This window comes from Pseudomonas mandelii (assembly GCF_900106065.1).
Classification (GTDB): Bacteria; Pseudomonadota; Gammaproteobacteria; order Pseudomonadales; family Pseudomonadaceae; genus Aquipseudomonas; species Aquipseudomonas mandelii.
In genome coordinates this window covers 6,923,340-6,941,544 of the sequence record NZ_LT629796.1, presented here as the reverse complement: position 1 = coordinate 6,941,544, position 18,205 = coordinate 6,923,340, and the positions used below count along the sequence as shown (strand labels likewise).

13 protein-coding genes and 1 pseudogene are annotated in these 18,205 nt (G+C 59.2%); 8 read left to right on the top strand and 6 right to left on the bottom strand.

Annotation, left to right across the window (positions count from 1 at the left end; all coding sequences use genetic code 11):
- Positions 1-101: 101 nt before the first annotated feature.
- The 5 genes from lon (at position 102) to BLU63_RS32160 (ending at position 7,443) form a co-directional block, all read left to right on the top strand.
- Complete coding sequence (lon, locus tag BLU63_RS32180; RefSeq protein WP_010458711.1) at positions 102-2,498, top strand: endopeptidase La; 2,397 nt, start codon at positions 102-104, stop codon at positions 2,496-2,498.
- A gap of 147 nt (positions 2,499-2,645) precedes the next feature.
- On the top strand, positions 2,646-2,918 hold the full coding sequence (locus BLU63_RS32175; protein WP_002552737.1) for an HU family DNA-binding protein: 273 nt from the start codon (positions 2,646-2,648) through the stop codon (positions 2,916-2,918).
- A 233-nt stretch (positions 2,919-3,151) separates the two neighbouring features.
- Positions 3,152-5,023, top strand: coding sequence for a SurA N-terminal domain-containing protein (locus tag BLU63_RS32170; protein ID WP_083377196.1), 1,872 nt, complete (start codon positions 3,152-3,154; stop codon positions 5,021-5,023).
- A 133-nt stretch (positions 5,024-5,156) separates the two neighbouring features.
- Entirely contained in the window at positions 5,157-6,179 is a 1,023-nt protein-coding gene (locus tag BLU63_RS32165; protein ID WP_083375053.1) for an IS110 family RNA-guided transposase, read from the top strand.
- Positions 6,180-6,606: 427 nt separating this feature from the next.
- Positions 6,607-7,443, top strand: coding sequence for a DUF2242 domain-containing protein (locus BLU63_RS32160; RefSeq protein ID WP_010458715.1), 837 nt, complete (start codon positions 6,607-6,609; stop codon positions 7,441-7,443).
- Between the two features lie 345 nt (positions 7,444-7,788).
- Here the strand turns inward: BLU63_RS32160 and BLU63_RS32155 are convergent, their stop codons facing one another.
- The gene (locus BLU63_RS32155) at positions 7,789-8,829 is read right to left on the bottom strand and encodes an AraC family transcriptional regulator (protein ID WP_010458719.1); all 1,041 of its coding nucleotides are present in this window, start codon (positions 8,827-8,829) and stop codon (positions 7,789-7,791) included.
- A 3-nt stretch (positions 8,830-8,832) separates the two neighbouring features.
- Positions 8,833-9,963 carry a carbon-nitrogen hydrolase family protein gene (locus BLU63_RS32150; protein WP_083377195.1) on the bottom strand — a complete coding sequence of 377 codons (1,131 nt, stop codon included), beginning with the start codon at positions 9,961-9,963 and terminating at the stop codon, positions 8,833-8,835.
- 208 nt (positions 9,964-10,171) lie between these two features.
- Here BLU63_RS32150 and BLU63_RS32145 point away from each other — a divergent pair, with 208 nt between their 5' ends.
- Entirely contained in the window at positions 10,172-12,211 is a 2,040-nt protein-coding gene (locus BLU63_RS32145) for an oxidoreductase (protein ID WP_077749744.1), read from the top strand.
- 190 nt (positions 12,212-12,401) lie between these two features.
- A complete protein-coding gene (locus tag BLU63_RS32140; RefSeq protein WP_083377194.1) occupies positions 12,402-13,328 on the top strand; it encodes a 1-aminocyclopropane-1-carboxylate deaminase/D-cysteine desulfhydrase in 927 nt (308 codons plus the stop codon).
- A 28-nt stretch (positions 13,329-13,356) separates the two neighbouring features.
- On the opposite strand, the gene BLU63_RS32135 is transcribed toward BLU63_RS32140, so the two are convergent.
- From BLU63_RS32135 to BLU63_RS32125, 3 genes and pseudogenes are all read right to left on the bottom strand, one after another.
- On the bottom strand, positions 13,357-13,905 hold the full coding sequence (locus BLU63_RS32135; RefSeq protein WP_083377193.1) for a cytochrome b: 549 nt from the start codon (positions 13,903-13,905) through the stop codon (positions 13,357-13,359).
- A 189-nt stretch (positions 13,906-14,094) separates the two neighbouring features.
- Positions 14,095-14,922 carry a phosphonoacetaldehyde hydrolase gene (gene phnX / locus BLU63_RS32130; RefSeq protein ID WP_083377192.1) on the bottom strand — a complete coding sequence of 276 codons (828 nt, stop codon included), beginning with the start codon at positions 14,920-14,922 and terminating at the stop codon, positions 14,095-14,097.
- Positions 14,923-15,047: 125 nt separating this feature from the next.
- A pseudogene (locus BLU63_RS32125) lies at positions 15,048-16,157 on the bottom strand (2-aminoethylphosphonate--pyruvate transaminase).
- Positions 16,158-16,272: 115 nt separating this feature from the next.
- Between BLU63_RS32125 and BLU63_RS32120 the strand changes: the two are divergent.
- Entirely contained in the window at positions 16,273-17,136 is an 864-nt protein-coding gene (locus tag BLU63_RS32120) for a LysR substrate-binding domain-containing protein (protein WP_010458735.1), read from the top strand.
- A 120-nt stretch (positions 17,137-17,256) separates the two neighbouring features.
- On the opposite strand, the gene BLU63_RS32115 is transcribed toward BLU63_RS32120, so the two are convergent.
- On the bottom strand, positions 17,257-18,129 hold the full coding sequence (locus BLU63_RS32115; RefSeq protein WP_077749747.1) for a LysR family transcriptional regulator: 873 nt from the start codon (positions 18,127-18,129) through the stop codon (positions 17,257-17,259).
- Between the last annotated feature and the right edge of the window lie 76 nt (positions 18,130-18,205).

Genomic DNA, 18,205 nt, shown 5'->3' with positions numbered 1-18,205 from the left:
ACACCCTCTTTGCGCTTGTTTTTTTTCAAAGCAGCCCCCATCTTGGTTTCAAGCTTACTTCCATCTGTTTACGGCCATATGGCCGCCGTAGAGGCGAAATCATGAAGACAACCATCGAATTGCCTCTCCTGCCATTGCGTGATGTTGTGGTTTATCCGCACATGGTTATCCCGCTGTTCGTGGGGCGCGAGAAATCCATCGAAGCCCTCGAGGCTGCGATGACGGGCGACAAGCAGATTCTTCTGCTGGCTCAGAGAAACCCTGCTGACGACGATCCCGGTGAAGATGCACTTTATCGCGTAGGCACCATTGCGACCGTTCTGCAGCTGCTCAAGCTGCCTGACGGCACGGTCAAGGTTCTGGTCGAAGGCGAGCAGCGGGGCGCCGTGGAGCGCTTCAGCGAAGTGGACGGCCACTGCCGTGCCGAAGTCTCGCTGATCGACGAAGTCGACGCGCCTGAACGCGAGTCGGAAGTGTTCGTCCGCAGCCTTTTGGCTCAGTTCGAACAATATGTGCAGCTGGGCAAGAAAGTCCCGGCTGAAGTCCTCTCGTCGCTCAACAGCATCGACGAGCCAGGTCGCCTGGTCGACACCATGGCCGCTCACATGGCCCTGAAGATCGAGCAGAAGCAGGAAATCCTCGAAATCATCGATTTGTCGGCCCGGGTCGAGCACGTTCTGGCGTTGCTGGATGCCGAGATCGACCTGCTGCAAGTCGAAAAACGCATTCGCGGTCGCGTCAAGAAACAAATGGAGCGCAGCCAGCGCGAGTACTACCTGAATGAGCAGATGAAGGCCATTCAGAAAGAGCTCGGTGACAGCGACGAAGGCCACAACGAAATCGAAGAGCTGAAAAAGCGCATCGATGCCGCGGGCCTGCCGAAAGATGCCTTGGCCAAGGCCCAGGGTGAACTGAACAAGTTGAAACAAATGTCGCCAATGTCCGCGGAAGCGACCGTGGTGCGTTCGTACATCGACTGGCTGGTTCAGGTGCCGTGGAAGGCCCAGAGCAAAGTGCGCCTGGACCTTGCGCGCGCAGAAGACATTCTTGATGCAGACCACTACGGTCTGGAAGAAGTCAAAGAGCGGATCCTCGAATACCTCGCCGTGCAAAAGCGCGTGAAGAAAATTCGTGGTCCGGTGTTGTGCCTGGTCGGTCCTCCAGGGGTGGGTAAAACCTCTCTGGCAGAGTCGATCGCTCACGCCACCAACCGCAAATTTGTCCGTATGGCCCTCGGTGGCGTGCGTGACGAAGCGGAAATTCGTGGTCATCGCCGGACTTACATCGGTTCGATGCCAGGAAGATTGATTCAAAAGATGACGAAGGTGGGCGTCCGCAACCCGCTGTTCCTGCTCGATGAAATCGACAAAATGGGCAGCGACATGCGTGGCGATCCGGCGTCGGCGTTGCTGGAAGTGCTCGATCCGGAGCAGAACCACAACTTCAACGATCACTATCTGGAAGTCGACTACGACTTGTCCGATGTGATGTTCCTGTGCACCTCGAACTCCATGAATATTCCACCGGCGCTGCTCGACCGGATGGAAGTGATTCGTCTGCCTGGCTACACCGAAGACGAAAAGATCAACATCGCCGTCAAATACCTCTCGCCCAAGCAGATTACTGCCAACGGCTTGAAGAAAGGCGAGCTGGAATTCGACGCCGAAGCGATCCGCGACATCATCCGCTATTACACCCGCGAAGCCGGTGTGCGTGGGCTGGAACGCCAGATTGCGAAGGTTTGCCGCAAGGCGGTCAAAGAGCACGCGCTGGAAAAACGCTTCTCGGTGAAGGTCACTGCAGAGATGCTGGAACACTTCCTGGGTGTGCGCAAATTCCGCTACGGTCTGGCTGAATCGCAGGATCAGATCGGTCAGGTCACCGGTCTGGCATGGACTCAGGTGGGTGGTGAATTGCTGACCATCGAAGCTGCTGTCGTGCCGGGTAAAGGCCAGCTGATCAAGACCGGTTCGCTGGGTGATGTGATGGTCGAATCGATCACGGCCGCGCTGACCGTTGTGCGCAGCCGTGCGAAGAGCCTGGGGATTCCCCTGGACTTCCACGAGAAGCGCGACACGCACATCCACATGCCGGAAGGGGCGACCCCGAAAGACGGCCCTAGCGCCGGCGTAGGCATGTGCACGGCCCTGGTGTCGGCATTGACCGGGATTCCAGTACGTGCGGATGTTGCCATGACAGGCGAAATCACCTTGCGTGGCCAGGTGTTGGCGATTGGCGGATTGAAGGAAAAACTGCTGGCTGCTCACCGTGGCGGGATCAAGACCGTGATCATTCCTGAAGAGAACGTGCGCGATCTGAAGGAAATTCCTGACAATATCAAGCAAGATCTGCAGATTAAACCGGTTAAATGGATTGACGAGGTCCTGCAAATTGCGCTGCAATACGCGCCGGAGCCGCTGCCAGATGTGGTTCCAGAGATAGTTGCAAAGGATGAAAAACGCGAGTCTGACTCTAAGGAAAGAATTAGCACGCATTAGTACGCATTTGCCTGAGTGGCTTGTTGACAGCTTTTTAGAGCCCTTGTTATAAAGCGGCTCTTAAGTGTCTGTAGGCCATTCAGCACTCGTTTTTGCTTTCACCAAAAAACTTAGAATCATACTCAAATAGATATAAGGGGACTTAGAGTGAACAAGTCGGAACTGATTGATGCTATCGCTGCATCCGCTGATATCCCGAAAGCTGCTGCTGGCCGTGCGCTGGACGCTGTAATCGAATCCGTCACTGGCGCTCTCAAGGCTGGCGACTCTGTTGTTCTGGTTGGTTTCGGTACCTTCTCCGTTACCGATCGTCCAGCTCGCATTGGTCGTAACCCACAGACCGGTAAGACGCTGGAAATCGCAGCAGCCAAAAAACCAGGTTTCAAAGCCGGTAAAGCACTGAAAGAAGCTGTCAACTAAGTTCGTTTCAGGTTTTTGCCTATCCGGGTCGGGGTCATGCCTGACCTGGCAGCGGAGCGGTAGTCCAGTCGGCAAGTTGCCGGTCCGAGACGCCGAGGGTCGCAAGTTCGAACCCTTGGTCCGCTCCGCCAGTTACGAGAAGGCGCATCCTCGGATGCGCCTTTCTTCTATCCGGATTCTACCCACGCTCCACGGTTGCCTAATTTTGAAGTTCAACCGTTTCTGGGGGACGCATGCTGCAGAATATCAGGGACAATTCACAAGGCTGGATTGCCAAGACCATTATCGGGGTCATCGTTGCACTGATGGCTTTGACCGGTTTCGACGCCATTTTTCAGGCCACCACCAGTCGTAATGATGCGGCCAAGGTTAACGGCGAAGAAATCAGCCAGAACGAGCTGAGCCAGGCGGTCGATATGCAACGCCGTCAGCTGATGCAACAGCTGGGCAAGGATTTCGACGCTTCCTTGCTCGACGAAAAAATGCTGCGCGAATCGGCTCTCAAAGGCTTGATCGACCGCAAACTGCTGCTGCAAGGCGCAGAAGAATCGAAATTCGCTTTCTCCGAAGCGGCCTTGGACCAAGTGATCCTGCAAACACCTGAGTTCCAGGTGGATGGCAAGTTCAGTGCTGAGCGCTTCGATCAGGTGATTCGTCAACTGGGCTACAGCCGCATGCAATTCCGCCAGATGCTGGCTCAGGAAATGCTGATCGGTCAGCTGCGCGCTGGCCTGGCGGGTAGCGGTTTCGTCACCGACGCACAGGTTCTGGCCTTCGCCCGTCTGGAAAAACAGACCCGCGATTTCGCTTCCCTGAACGTCAAGGTTGACCCGGCAGCGGTGAAGCTGACCGACGATGAGGTCAAGGCCTACTACGACGAACATGCCAAGGAATTCATGACGCCGGATCAGGTTGTCATCGATTACCTGGAATTGAAGAAGTCTTCCTTCTTCGATCAGGTCAGCGTCAAGGACGAAGACCTGCAAGCGGCGTATCAGAAAGAAATCGCGAACCTGTCCGAGCAACGCCGGGCTGCGCACATTCTGATCGAAGTGAACGATAAAGTGACCGAGGCGCAAGCCAAGGCCAAGATCGAAGACATTCAGGCGCGTCTGGCCAAAGGCGAGAAATTCGAGGCGCTGGCCAAGGAATTCTCCCAGGACCCGGGTTCGGCGAACAACGGCGGTGACCTGGGCTACGCAGGCCCTGGCGTATACGACCCTGCATTTGAAACCGCGCTGTATGCGTTGGCCAAGGATCAAGTGTCGGCACCGATTCGCACTGACTTCGGCTTCCACCTGATCAAGCTGTTGGGCGTTGAAGCACCGGAAGTGCCGACGCTGGCCAGCCTGAAAGACAAGCTGACCCGTGAGCTGAAAACCCAACAGGTCGAGCAGCGTTTTGTCGAGGCGACCAAGCAACTGGAAGACTCTTCGTTCGAGTCCTCCGATCTGGCCCAGCCGGCGCAAGACCTGAAGCTGACTGTCCACACCTCCAAGCCGTTTGGCCGCGAGGGTGGCGAAGGTGTGGCGGCTAACCGTGCCGTGATCACCGCGGCGTTCAGTCCTGAAGTGCTGGATGAAGGTGCCAACAGCACCGCCATCGAGCTGGACCCGGAAACCGTGATCGTGCTGCGCGCCAAGGAACACTTGAAGCCTGCGCAACTGCCGCTGGAAAGCGTCAATGCCAGCATTCGTGCGCAGTTGGCCAAGGAGCACGCCAGTGCTGCCGCCAAGACCAAGGCTGATGAGTTGATCGCCAGCCTGCGCGATGGCAAGACTCCGCTGGACAAGGCGATTGACGGTCAGAACTGGAAAGTGACTGAAGCGGCAACTCGCGCTCAGGAAGGGATTGACCCAACCGTGCTGCAGGCGCTGTTCCGCATGCCAAAACCTGTCGCCAAGGACAAGCCGACCTACAGCAGCGTGACCCTGACGGATGGTAGTCTCGTGATCGTGCGCCTGAACGGCGTGAACGAAGCCGCCGCGCCGACCGAAGAAGAGAAGGCCCAATACCGTCGCTTCCTCGCCTCGCGCATTGGCCAGCAGGACTTTGCGGCCTACCGCAAACAGCTGGAAAGCCAGGCCGAGATCAAGCGTTTCTGATGCTTGACTGAGTTGCCCGTTCCACAAAGACCCCGGCCGAAAGGCCGGGGTTTAATGAGATGGTCAGCCTGACCGAGAAGCCCTGCAGGTTTACGCTTGCAGGGCTTTTCTCGTTTTCGGCGGAGGATCTCTCATGAACACGATGACGCTTCTCGGTATCGACATTGGCAAACACAGTTTCCACCTGCATGGCCAGGACGCCAAAGGTCATCAGGTATTGCGCAAGAAAACCAACCGCGGCCAATTGCTCAGCACATTGGCCCAGTTACCGGCCTGCACGGTGGTGATGGAGTCGTGCGGCGGCGCCCACTGGCTGGCTCGACAGATCGGTGCATTGGGCCACGAGGTGAAGCTGATCGCCCCGCAGTACGTCAAACCGTTCGTCAAAGGCAACAAAAACGACTTCATTGATGCCGAAGCGATTTGCGAGGCGGCGAGCCGCCCCGCGATGCGCTTCTGCTCGATCAAAACCGCAGAGCAGCAAACGCTTTCAGCCCTGCATCGTGTCCGAGATTCCTTGATTGGCCATCGCACCGTCGCGACCAACCAGATTCATGGCTTTTTACTGGAATTCGGCATCAGCCTGCCCATTGGCGCAACTGCATTGCACCGCGTGCCGGCGCTGCTGGACGATGCACAGCACCCGGTTCCATTGCGTCTGAAGGGCGTGGTGATGCGCCTCCATCATCAAATTCAACTGCTGAATGATGAAATCAAGGACATCGAGTCCGATCTAAAGCAACAGTTGAAAGAAGACGATGCCGGAAGTCGTTTGCAGAGTATTCCTGGCATCGGCCCCATCACCGCCAGTGCGGTATTGGCCGATGTAGGCGATGCGTCGAACTATCGAAGTGGACGCGATTTTGCCGCTTCGCTAGGGCTGGTGCCGAGGCAATATTCGACGGGCGGAAAGACAGTGCTTCTGGGGATCAGCAAGCGCGGCGACAAGCACATCCGCCAACTGCTGGTGCAGGGCGCGCGATCCATCATGCAGCATATCGATAAGCGGGAAGACGCCATTGGGCCTTGGGTTCGGGAGCTGCTGACGCGTCGACACTCCAATGTCGTCGCGTGCGCGCTGGCGAACAAACTGGCGCGAATCGTGTGGGCGGTACTGGCCAAAGGCGGCCAGTACGACCCACATCCGAACGTTTGAACGTACAGCTTTACCACCGGCTTTTGCGACGTCACTGACTGATGACAGTAAACGGCAAACGGCCCGACTGAGAACCTGGCAATAAAATCAGCTTTAGAGGCTGAGGGTTTTTTCAGGACAGTCGGGAGCGGCTACTCATCAAGGGCCGAGCGTTGTTGACGCAACACTCACGACGAGCCCGAATACATTAGCGCAAGCCAGCTTTACCGAAAACAGCCCATGAGGTTGCAGGAGATGGGCTGACCATACATTTTATGTGTGCGATCCAGGCCGCGACTTCCGAGGGGCCCTTCGGTCAATCAGACGGGACTTTTTCCCATAGCTGACAGTCAGTAGCCTTGTAAATGTTTTAAGACACTAATCGATGCTCCGCTAAGCATCGATCTGTTGCACAATACGCCCCGGACCGTTTCCCTCAGGATGTTCAATGTTTAAATCAATTCCCATGCGTGTTGCCGGGCTGGCGTTGTTGCTGGCCGCCGCTGCCGGCTGCTCGTCGAAGAAAGCCCCCATCTACGAGCATGAGAACTTCGATGACTCCGGGACGTTTTCGCGCAATTACCCGGTGACGGATGCGCAGACCTGCGAAGCCGCCCGTCGGGCGTTGCTGAGCCAGGGCTATATCATCACCAGCGCCGACCCGAAGCTGGTCAGCGGACACAAAAGCTTCCAGCAGACCGGCGAGACCCACATGGAGATCAGCTTCAGTGTGGTGTGTGCCGATGATGGCAGTGAGGGCCATCATGCGACCATGTTCGCCAACGCCCTGCAGGACCGTTATGCGCTGAAGAAAACCAATAACTCGGCCAGTGTGGGCGTGGGTGTGTTGGGTTCGGTGTCGATGCCGATCGGTTCCTCCGACGATTCGATGGTCAAGGTTGCCAGCGAAACCGTCTCGTCGGCCAAGTTCTACGAGCGTTTCTTTGCGCTGGTGGAGTTGTTCCTGCCGCCGGAAGCGAAAAAGGCTGCACACATCCCCGAGAAACCCAAGACCGACCTGGGCATGCCGGAAGCCAAGGCTGCTCCGGCGCCTTTGGCCCCAACGCCGGCCCCTGCTGCGGAGCCTGCGCCAGTGCCTGCGGTTGAACCTGCTCCAGCCCCCGCGGCCTCGGAACCCGTCGCACCACCGCCTGAAACAGCGCCGATCACCCCGGTTGAAAACCCGGAGCCGGTTCCGTCCCCGGAAACCGTTACGCCACCGCCGCAATCCAGCCTGCCGCCACCGAGCGAGCCTATTTCGGCCATGCCGGCTGCCAGCCAGTAATCGATGTACATTTCGGGATCGTGTCAGATGGCACCGTTCCCGAAATGGCTGTTAGTTTGATTCGCGTCAACCAGGCTGCAGTCCTACAGCCTTTATCGAAAAAATCCTGTGATAAATTCCTGACCGCCTGCTACGTTTTATAAGTAGCCGCTGAGCGGTGCGCCCGCGTCATTTTTCTTTCACGCGGGCACTTTATGCTCGGGGCGTTGGTCATTTATTCAGGCATTTTTAAACGAGCGGTAGGGGGATTTCACAATGGACGATTATCAAGAAGAGCTGCTCGAGTATCAGGCATTTGAACTGGACCCATTGGAGCCAGCGGAAGACGCTACAGAGCTTTGAGCATCACGCGGATTGGCGATGGCTGCGGCGAAACTCGCCGGGTGTCTGGCCGTTCCAGCGTTTGAAGGCGCGTTGGAAAGCTTCGGCTGAGGCAAAACCCAGCAGGTAGGCGATTTCACCGAACGCCAGTTCCGTGTCGCGAATGTAGGTCATGGCCAGGTCGCGGCGCGTGTCATTGAGAATGGCGCGAAATTGCGTGCCTTCCTCGGCGAGTTTGCGACGCAAGGTCCAGGTCGGCAGCTTCAGACGTGCCGCCACTTCTTCCAGGTCGGGTTCCCGGCCACCATTGAGCAATGGCCCCAGCAACTGAGTGATGCGTTCACGCAGGCTGCGGGTGCGTGTCAGTTGCTCCAGTTCCCGCTCACAGAGTTGCAGCAAGTGTCGCCAGGTACTCGGGCAGTGCTCCGGGTTGCGCTGGGCGAGGCTGGCCAGGCTCAGGCGCAGTTGATTCTGTTCGGCGCCGAACTGAATCGGACAATCGCCCAGCGCGGCATATGCTTCACGATAATCCGGTTCGGCAAACTCAATCTCGATCCGTTCGGCGCGAAGCGGGGCAGGGCTCACGCTGGACAATTGCTGCAACCACCCGGCGATGATCGAATCCACCACGAAGCGGTTGTAGGCGTTGTAGGGACTGATGGAATAGAACCGCAGCCACGCGCCCTGAGCGTCTTCATGAAAGCTCGATTGACCACGGTAGTTGGAGCCATACAGGGCTTCAAAACGAATCAGGCAGCGCGCCGCTTCGCGAACCGTCGGCGCCTGGGCGGCGGTGACTCCGGCCAGGCCGGCCTGACTCAGACGACTGAGCTGGCCCATGCGCAAACCCAGCGCCGGGTTATCGGTCAGTTGAATGGCTCCGTGGCCCAGGCGCATGTAGCGCGGGATCGACAGCCGGGCCCCCGCTTCGGCCAGGCGCGCGGCATCGAGGCCGTATTGCTCAAGCAACGGTTGCGGGTCCACACCGTGACTGCGCACGGCGTCGGCCAGGCTGTGAACAAAGCCCACCGACAGATCCCCAAGGCGCATCGGCAGCGGTTTCATGGGTTACAACCAGAGGTTCAGCAAACGCGCGCCACGGGCGTTGCCGTCGGCGAACTGCTGCCCGTTGTTGCTGAGAAAACTTTGACCCGCGCTGCCCTTGTCCCAGAATTGACCGCGCAGGAACACGCTCATGCCGGCAATGGCCCGGCTGCTGGGCGGCTGGCCGGTCAATGTCAGACGATGCCAGGCCTGGCCTTCACTGAGTTCACCGGCCTTGAGGCTGACCGAGCTGGGCGTCGACAGCCCCTTGTAACCCCGCCACGGTTTGTCCCAGGTGTCGCGGCCAACGACATACGCCGGAACAGCCACCAAATGGGCGCCCTGAGCGTCGAGTTTGCGGTAGTTATCCGGGTACCAGCTGTCGCTGCCGATCAGTACGCCCAAGCGTCCAGCCGGTGTGTCGACAACGTTGAGCGTATGCTCGCCATTGGCCTGGATGACGTCATGGTCAGCAAAGACCGGATGCATCTGGCGTTGCGGCTGGCCGATCGGCACACCGTCGCGACCGAACACCACGCTGCTGTTGTACAACGCACCGCGGCCGACTTTCAGTGTTCCGTCGATGATGCTCGGTTCGGGCAGCACGATAGTGCCGGCCACCAGGGTCACGTTGAACGCCTTCGCCAGCCCCCCGAACAGTGCCTGATAATCCTTGGCCATGCTTTTGGCCTTCATTCGCAAGTGAGCGTCATCGAGACGACTGTCGCCCTTGGCGCTGATCAACGCACGGACGAACTGCACAGGATTGCTCACCGCCAGCCAGTTCATGGCTTCCTCAAGTGTGGTCGCCTGGTACAGCTCATCTTTCTCGCCGCTGACCATCAGCCAGGTGCCGATATGTTCAGGCAGCACGACGATGGTCTTTTCATTGAGCAAGCCTTGGTCCTGGGCCTGCTGCAAATAGGCGGCGAGCTTGCGGTGCAGGCGTTCGGGGCTTTGATAGTCGGTGGGAAACAGCTCGGGCTGGATACCCAGCAGATTGCCGCGATCGGCGGGTGTGCCTTGATCGACCGCGAGTTGGATGCGCAGGTCCGACAGGTAATGACCCACCGGACGGTCCGCGGCCCACATGGCGTAGGTCGTGAGGGCGGCAATCAATGCCATGGAGAAAGTCAGGTACAGAAGTTTGCGCATGGAAAACAGTCGACAGCCGTGTGCAGGGTTCGCGACTAGGGTAGGGCCCATGCCGACGCTTGCCAAGGGGCGCTGCACATTTGGATCAATAAGTTGTCAGTTTCGGTCATTGAGTGACGGGGGCGCGACTCTTAGTCTGTCCAACATGACTGACGGGGGCCGAAGAGCTCCTGCATTTTTTCCGTGATCGCTCGATGTGGAGTTACAAATGGCCGCCGCTCATTACCCGCACCTGTTGGCCCCGCTGGACCTGGGTTTCACCACGCTGCGCAACCGCACCCTGATGGGTTCGATGCACACCGGTCTTGAGGAAAAGCCTGGTGGTTTCGAACGCATGGCGGCGTACTTCGCCGAGCGTGCTCGCGGCGGTGTCGGCCTGATGGTCACCGGCGGCATTGGTCCGAACGATGAGGGCGGGGTGTATTCCGGCGCGGCCAAACTGACCACCGAGGAAGAAGCGCTCAAGCACCAGATCGTGACCCGTGCAGTGCACGAGGCGGGCGGCAAGATCTGCATGCAGATCCTCCACGCCGGTCGTTATGCCTACAGCCCGAAACAGGTCGCGCCGAGTGCCATTCAGGCGCCGATCAACCCGTTCAAGCCTAAAGAGCTGGACGAGGAAGGTATCGAGAAGCAGATCAGCGATTTCGTCACGTGCTCGACCCTGGCGCAAAAAGCCGAGTACGACGGCGTCGAGATCATGGGTTCGGAAGGTTATTTCATTAACCAGTTCCTCGCCGCCCACACCAACCACCGCACCGACCGTTGGGGGGGCAGCTACGAAAACCGTATGCGCCTGCCGGTGGAAATCGTCCGCCGTGTACGCGAAGCGGTCGGCCCGAACTTCATCATCATCTTCCGCCTGTCGATGCTCGACCTGGTGGAAGGCGGCAGCAGCTGGGAAGAGATCGTGACCCTGGCCAAAGCCATCGAGCAGGCCGGCGCGACCATCATCAACACCGGCATCGGCTGGCACGAAGCGCGGATTCCGACCATCGCCACCAAAGTGCCGCGTGCGGCGTTCAGCAAAGTCACGGCCAAGCTGCGTGGTTCGGTGAGCATTCCGTTGATCACCACCAACCGCATCAATACGCCAGAAGTGGCCGAGCAGATTCTGGCCGAAGGCGATGCCGACATGGTGTCCATGGCGCGGCCGTTCCTCGCCGACCCGGACTTCGTCAACAAGGCGGCCGCTGGCCGTGGCGACGAAATCAATACCTGCATCGGTTGCAACCAGGCATGCCTGGATCACACCTTCGGCGGCAAGTTGACCAGCTGCCTGGTGAACCCCCGTGCTTGCCATGAAACCGAGCTTAACTACCTGCCGGTGCAGCAGATCAAGAAAATCGCCGTGGTGGGTGCCGGTCCTGCGGGCCTGTCCGCGGCCACTGTGGCGGCCGAGCGTGGGCACTCGGTGACGCTGTTTGATTCGGCCAGCGAGATTGGCGGTCAGTTCAACATTGCCAAGCGTGTGCCGGGCAAGGAAGAGTTCGTCGAAACCCTGCGCTATTTCAACCGCAAACTGCAAACTACCAACGTCGAGGTGTGCCTGAACACCCGTGTCGACGTGGCGAAACTGGTTGAGGGCGGTTACGACGAAATCATCCTGGCCACCGGCATCGCCCCAAGAACCCCGGCGATTCCCGGCGTTGAAAACGCCAAGGTGCTGAGCTACCTGGACGTGATTCTCGAGCGTAAACCGGTGGGCAAGCGTGTCGCGGTAATTGGCGCAGGCGGTATCGGTTTCGACGTGTCGGAATTCCTGGTTCACCAAGGCGTTTCCACCAGTCTGGACCGCGATGCGTTCTGGAAGGAGTGGGGCATCGACACGCATCTTGAAGCGCGCGGCGGTGTTGCCGGCATCAAGGCTGAACCCCATGCGCCGGCTCGCGAGGTGTTCCTGCTGCAACGCAAGAAATCCAAAGTCGGCGACGGCCTGGGCAAAACCACGGGCTGGATTCATCGCACCGGTCTGAAGAACAAGCAGGTGCAGATGCTCAACAGCGTCGAATACTTGAAGATTGATGATGAAGGCCTGCACATCCGCATCGGCGAAACCGGTGAGCCGCAGGTGCTGCCGGTGGACAACATCGTGATCTGCGCCGGGCAGGATCCGCTGCGTGAATTGCAGGAGGGGCTGGTGGCTGCCGGGCAGAACGTGCATTTGATTGGTGGCGCGGACGTGGCGGCGGAGTTGGATGCCAAGCGCGCGATCAATCAGGGTTCGCGGTTGGCTGCTGAGTTGTAAGCAACTCAATCCCTGTGGCGAGGGAGGTTGCTCCCGTTGGAGTCCGAAGGACTCCCTCTATCAGCGATCGTGGTGTGTCAGGTTAATCACTGTCGCCAGTTTTGCGGCCGCTGCGCAGCCGAGCGGGAGCAAGCTCCCTCGCCACACATTGGCTGCTAAGATGCCGACTCTTCACCCAGAGCCGGCATTGATGCTTCTCCCTCCCAACGACTGGCTACCCCAAGCCCCGCTCCAGCCCCTTGACCTCGACTGGCTCACCACGGCCAGCATCGAAGTCGCCATCCTGCGTCTCGACCGGATCGACCCACTGATCAGCGGCAACAAGTGGTTCAAACTCATCGAACACCTCAACGCCGCTGACCGGATCGGCGCCCAAGGCATCATCAGCCTCGGCGGTGCCCACTCCAATCATCTGCATGCACTGGCAGCTGCCGGCAAACGTTTCGATTTCAAAACGGTCGGCCTGCTGCGCGGTCACCCGCTGGAAACACCGACGGTGAAGGACTTGCAAGCGTTCGGCATGCAGTTGCACTGGTTGGGTTATGGCGGTTATCGAGCGCGGCATGAAGCGGGTTTCTGGCTGCCCTGGCAGGTGCAATATCCCGACCTGTATCCGGTGCCTGAAGGCGGCGGCGGTCTTCGGGGGGCGCGGGGTTGCAGGCAGTTGAAGGCGATGGTCCTCGATCAACTCGGCGACCTGGGCTGGAGCGATTACGACGGTTGGTGGCTGGCTTGCGGAACCGGCACGACCCTGGCCGGCCTGACGCTGGCGGAGGCGGGCGAACACCCGGTGTATGGCGCGCTCGCGGTGCCCGACGATCATGGTGTGGCACAGCAGGTTGAATCGATTGTCCGAGAGGCGGGTAGTCATGACGTGGCTTACGAACTGTTCGATGCCAGCCGTGGTGGCTTTGCCAAAGTCGATCCGCTGCTGCTCAGTTTCATCGACCAGGCGGAACAGGCTTCGGGAGTTCCCCTCGAACCGCTGTACACCGGCAAGGCGCTGCTGATGCTCAAGCAGCAAGTCGAGGCTGGAACATTTGAAAAGGGCACACGGCTGATCTTCGTCCACACGGGCGGATTGCAGGGCTGTCGGGGGGGCAGCTCGAAAACCTGAAGCCCCTCGCCATAGGGATCAGTGTTTTTCACCCGCGCTTGGGCATCATCCGCAGCAGCGTGTTATCGCGCACCACATAGTGGTGATAAATCCCCGCCGCCGCGTGCAGGCCGATCAGCCAATAGCCGATGGTGCCGCCGAGTTCATGCCATTCCTCGATTTGCTTGGCCAGCGTCTTGTCCTCCGGGATCAGCAGCGGTAGGTCAACGCCATAAAACATCACCTGATGCCCCTTGGCGCTGGTCACCAGCCAACCGAGTATCGGCATCGCGATCATGAAAATGTACAGCGCCCAGTGCATCAGTCTGGCCAGCACGGTCTGCCAGCGGGGCGAGGCCGGGAAGATCTGTGGTGCCGGGCCCAGGCTGCGCGCGAACAACCGCAGCCAAACCAATACGAACACCGTCAAGCCGAGCATGAAGTGCGATTCTGTGATCAGCGTCCGGCCACCGCTGCCTTTGGGAAAGATCCCGCGAAATTCGATACAGGCGTAAACCAGCGCCAACAGGACCAGCATCAACCAATGCAGCGTGATCGATACAGTGCTGTAGCGTGATTCGGAGTTCTTCCAGGGCATACGGTGTTCCTCACAGGTCTGGTCAAAAAGCCCACCGTTCTTGTTCGACGGTGTTTTTTAACTGTAAACCGCTTTGGTCGATTTGCCTGTGGCTGTTTGGGCATTCAATGCTCTGGCTCAAGTGATCACCCAAAAAAAGCGCCAGTTCCGAAACGGAGCTGGCGCTTTTTTATGAATCAGTAAACGTTATCAACTGCTTTGTGGCATCTCACCCTTGGCCAGACGCTTGTTGATGTCGGCGATCACTTGCGGCAAGTCGGTGATGGTGTCGATCATGTAGTGCGGCCGCGAACCTTCGAACATCGCGTGGATGCGTTTGCGTTCACTGTCGAGTTGCTCGCTGCCCAAGGCGCGGAAACCTTTGTAATCCAGCCCCAGCGCGTTACCGGAGCAGATCAGCGCCACGGTCCACATGCCGGCGCGACGTCCTTCGAGAATACCCGGCACAGTGTCATCGATCTTCACGCAGGCCGCGACGTCGTCGATGCCCAGCGCAATCACGTTGGCCAAGGCCTGTGCCGGCCATGGACGGCCGTTAGGCACTTCGTCGGTGGCGACCACGTGATCGGCCACGTAACCGTTGGTAGCGGCCAGTTCGACCACCTTGTCCATGACCTGTTTCGGGTAGCCGGAGCAGGAGCCGATCTTGATCCCTTGCTGACGCAGGTTGGCGATGGTGTCGAGTGCACCCGGAATCAGCGCCGAGTGCTCGGCGATTTTCTCGATCTGCAGCGGCATGAAACGCTTGTAGATGGCGGTGACATCATCGTCGGTCGGGGTGCGGCCGAACACGGCGCGATAACGCTTGGCAACTTCCGGCTGATCACACAGGGTGCGAATGTGGTCCCACTTGCCCATGCCCATCGGCCCGCGGGCTTCTTCGATGGAGACCTGGACGTCGAACTCGGCGAAGGCTTCGACAAAAATCTGCGTCGGCGCGAACGAGCCGAAGTCGACCACGGTGCCGGCCCAGTCGAGGATGGCGGCCTGGAGTTTGGTTGGGTTGTTGTAGTTCATGTGTTGTGTCCCTTGTAGGAGCGAGGCTTGCCCGCGAAGAACGATAATTCGGTGTGTTCGAAGAACCGCGTCGTCTGCATTCGCGGGCAAGCCTCGCTCCTACAGGATCAGCGGTGCCTGCTCATTCAGATTTCGAGGACTTCCATCTCGCGCAGTACGTCGGCGACCGCCGCTACCGCTGCGTGCATCTCGGCCTAGTTGACGTGTCCGATGCAGCCGACGCGGAAGGTTTCGACCTGGGTCAATTTGCCGGGGTAGAGGATGAAACCCTTGGCCTTGACGCGTTCGTAGAACTCCTTGAACTGATAGCGCGGGTCTTTCGGCGCGTGGAACGTGACAATGATCGGGGCCTGGATCGCGGCGGGCAGGAAGCTGCGCAAGCCGAGTTTGGCCATGTCATCAAGCAGCACCTGGCAGTTGTTGGCATAGCGCTGATGCCGCGCCGGCAAACCACCTTCTTCGTTGTATTGCAGCAAGGCTTCGTGCAGCGCGGCGACCACATGGGTGGGCGGCGTAAAGCGCCATTGGCCGGTCTTGGCCATGTAGGTGTGCTGGTCGAACAAATCCATCGCCAGCGAGTGCGAATTGCCAGCGGCGTTGGCCAGTGCGTCTTTGCGGGCAAAGACGAAACCCATGCCCGGTACGCCTTCCAGGCATTTGCCCGAGGCGGCGATCAGCGCGTCGAACGGCACCTGTTGCGCATCGATTGGCAGCGCGCCAAAGGAGCTCATGGCGTCGATGATCAGGCGTTTGCCGTGTTGCGCAATGACGTGGGCAATCTCCGGCAGCGGATTGAGGATGCCGGTGCTGGTTTCGCAGTGAATCAGCGCAACGTGGGTAATGCTGGCATCGGCGTGCAGCAGACGGTCGACGTCGGCGGCGGTGGTCGGTTCGTCTTCGGCGGTTTCGAAGGTGCTGAAGGAGCGCCCGAGCACTTCGCAGATTTTCGCCAGGCGTTTGCCGTAGGCGCCGTTGATCAGCACCAGCACTTTGCCGTCGCGAGGCACCAGCGTGCCGATGGCCGCTTCGACCGCGAACGTACCGCTGCCTTGCAAGGGCACGCAGTGGTGGCTGTCGCTGCCGTTGATGATTGCCAGTAATTGCTCGCACAGGCTGGCGGTCAGTTGATTGAAGCGGTCATCCCATGAACCCCAGTCGACCATCATCGCCTGACGGGTACGGGCCGACGTGGTCAGTGGGCCGGGGGTGAGCAGGATTGGCTCGGCAGTGCTCATTCTTGTGTCCTCGCAAAAGCTCTCTGTGGGATGAAGCTACGGGGCATAAATTGCAATTTCGGGTGCTATCAATCAAATTGTTTGTTGTTATGCCAGCCATCAGTGAGAGTTATTCATGAACCTGTTCCAGCTTCGAGCCTTCGACGCCGTGGCCCGCGAAGGCAGCTTCACCCGTGCGGCCGAGCGGCTGTTCATCAGCCAACCGGCGGTCACCGGGCACATCAAGGCGTTGGAGGAGCATTATCAAATCACCTTGCTGCGCCGCACCGCGCGACGCGTGGAGCTGACGGAGGAGGGCACCAAGCTGGCGGCGATCACCCGGGCGATGTTTGGCCTGGCCGAAGAAGCGCAAGTGCTGCTGGAAGCGAATCGACAGTTGCTGACCGGGCGCCTGGAAGTCGCAGCGGACGGGCCGCACATGGTGATGCCGATGCTCGCCAGTCTGCGCGCGCGATACCCCGGAATTACCGTGAATCTGCGCTTGGGCAATGCTCAGGAAACCCTGGCAGCGTTGTTGTCCGAGCATGCCGACGTGGCGGTGTTGACTGAAGTCGAGCCGCGCAAAGGCCTGCATCTGCAAGCGTTGAGCGAATCACGGATTTGCGCGCTGGTGCCTGACAGTCATCCCTGGGCCAAGGCGTCCAAGGGCGTGAAGCTCAAGGAGCTGGATCAGGTGATCATGGTGTTGCGTGAGCCGAGTTCGATTACCCGGCGGACATTCGATGAAGCTTGCGCGTCGGCATCGGTCAACCCGAGGGTGTTGCTGGAGCTGGACAGTCGCGAGGCGGTGACCGAGGCCGTGGCCGCCGAGTTGGGGGTTGGCGTGGTGTCTTCGGTTGAGGTCAGTCATGACCCGCGGGTGGCGGCAGTGCCGATTTTGGGTGAAGGGCTGGTTAACCGGCACATGATCGGGTGCATGGAACGGCGGCGGGATTTGCGTTTGATTCGGGCGTTTTTTGAGTTGGCGCCTATCCGATAAACCGAGGCGCGGCCTTCGCGGGCAAGCCTCGCTCCCACAGGTTATGCGTCGTATACAAGATCTGCGGCCAGCATAAACCCCTGTGGGAGCGAGGCTTGCCCGCGAAGAGGCCAGACCTGCCTACACCAGACTCTCGCGCACCATCTCCAGAAACGTCGCCACCACCCGCCGTGAACTTTGCTCGCGCAAGCACACCAGCGTTTCGGTCAATCGCCGTGTGCAATCGGTAATCGGCAACGCACACACCCGCGAATCCGCGCCAAACTCGGCGGCGGACACCACGCCCACCCCGATCCCCACGACCACCGCCTCACGCGCCGCTTCCCGGCCTTCAACCTGGATCGCCGGGCGGATGGAAAACCCGGCCTGGGCCATTTCCTCTTCCAGTGTCTGACGCGTCACCGAACCGATTTCCCGCAGCACCAGGGGCGTGTCGTGCAAATCCGCCAGGCAAATCGATTCGCGATCCGCCCACGGATGATTGTGTGAAACGAAGGCCACCATCGGGTCATTGCGCAGCGGCAGCGAGATCAGCCGCTCGTCACTCACATCCCGACCGAGCAACGCCAGGTCGGCCTGATAGTTGAACAGGCGAAACAGCGATTCGTCGGTGTTGCCGGTTTCGATTTTTACGCTGATGCCGGGGTAGCGTTCACAGAAACGCGCAATCTGCGGCAGTACGTGCACCGGCGCATCCACCGCGAGAATCAGGCTGCCGGTCTGCAAGGCCCGGGAGTCATGCAAGAGCTCCTGCGCCTCGTCCTCGATGACGAACAGGCGCTGGGTAATGCTCAACAAGCGTTCGCCCAGATCCGTCAGGCGCACCGAGCGTTTGTTGCGGTGAAACAGCAACACCCCGAAGCGCTCTTCGAGCTTGCGCACTTGGTCGGAAATCGCCGGTTGCGTAAGAAAAAGCCGCTCGGCGGCTTTGGTAAAGCTTCCGTGGACGGCCACGGCGTGGAAGGCTTTGAGTTGGGCGTGGGAAACCGACATCGAAACCTCCAGTAACAAGTCGAGCCTATATTGGAAATACGATAAATCGATTTCACTTATTAATCAGTAATTGTTT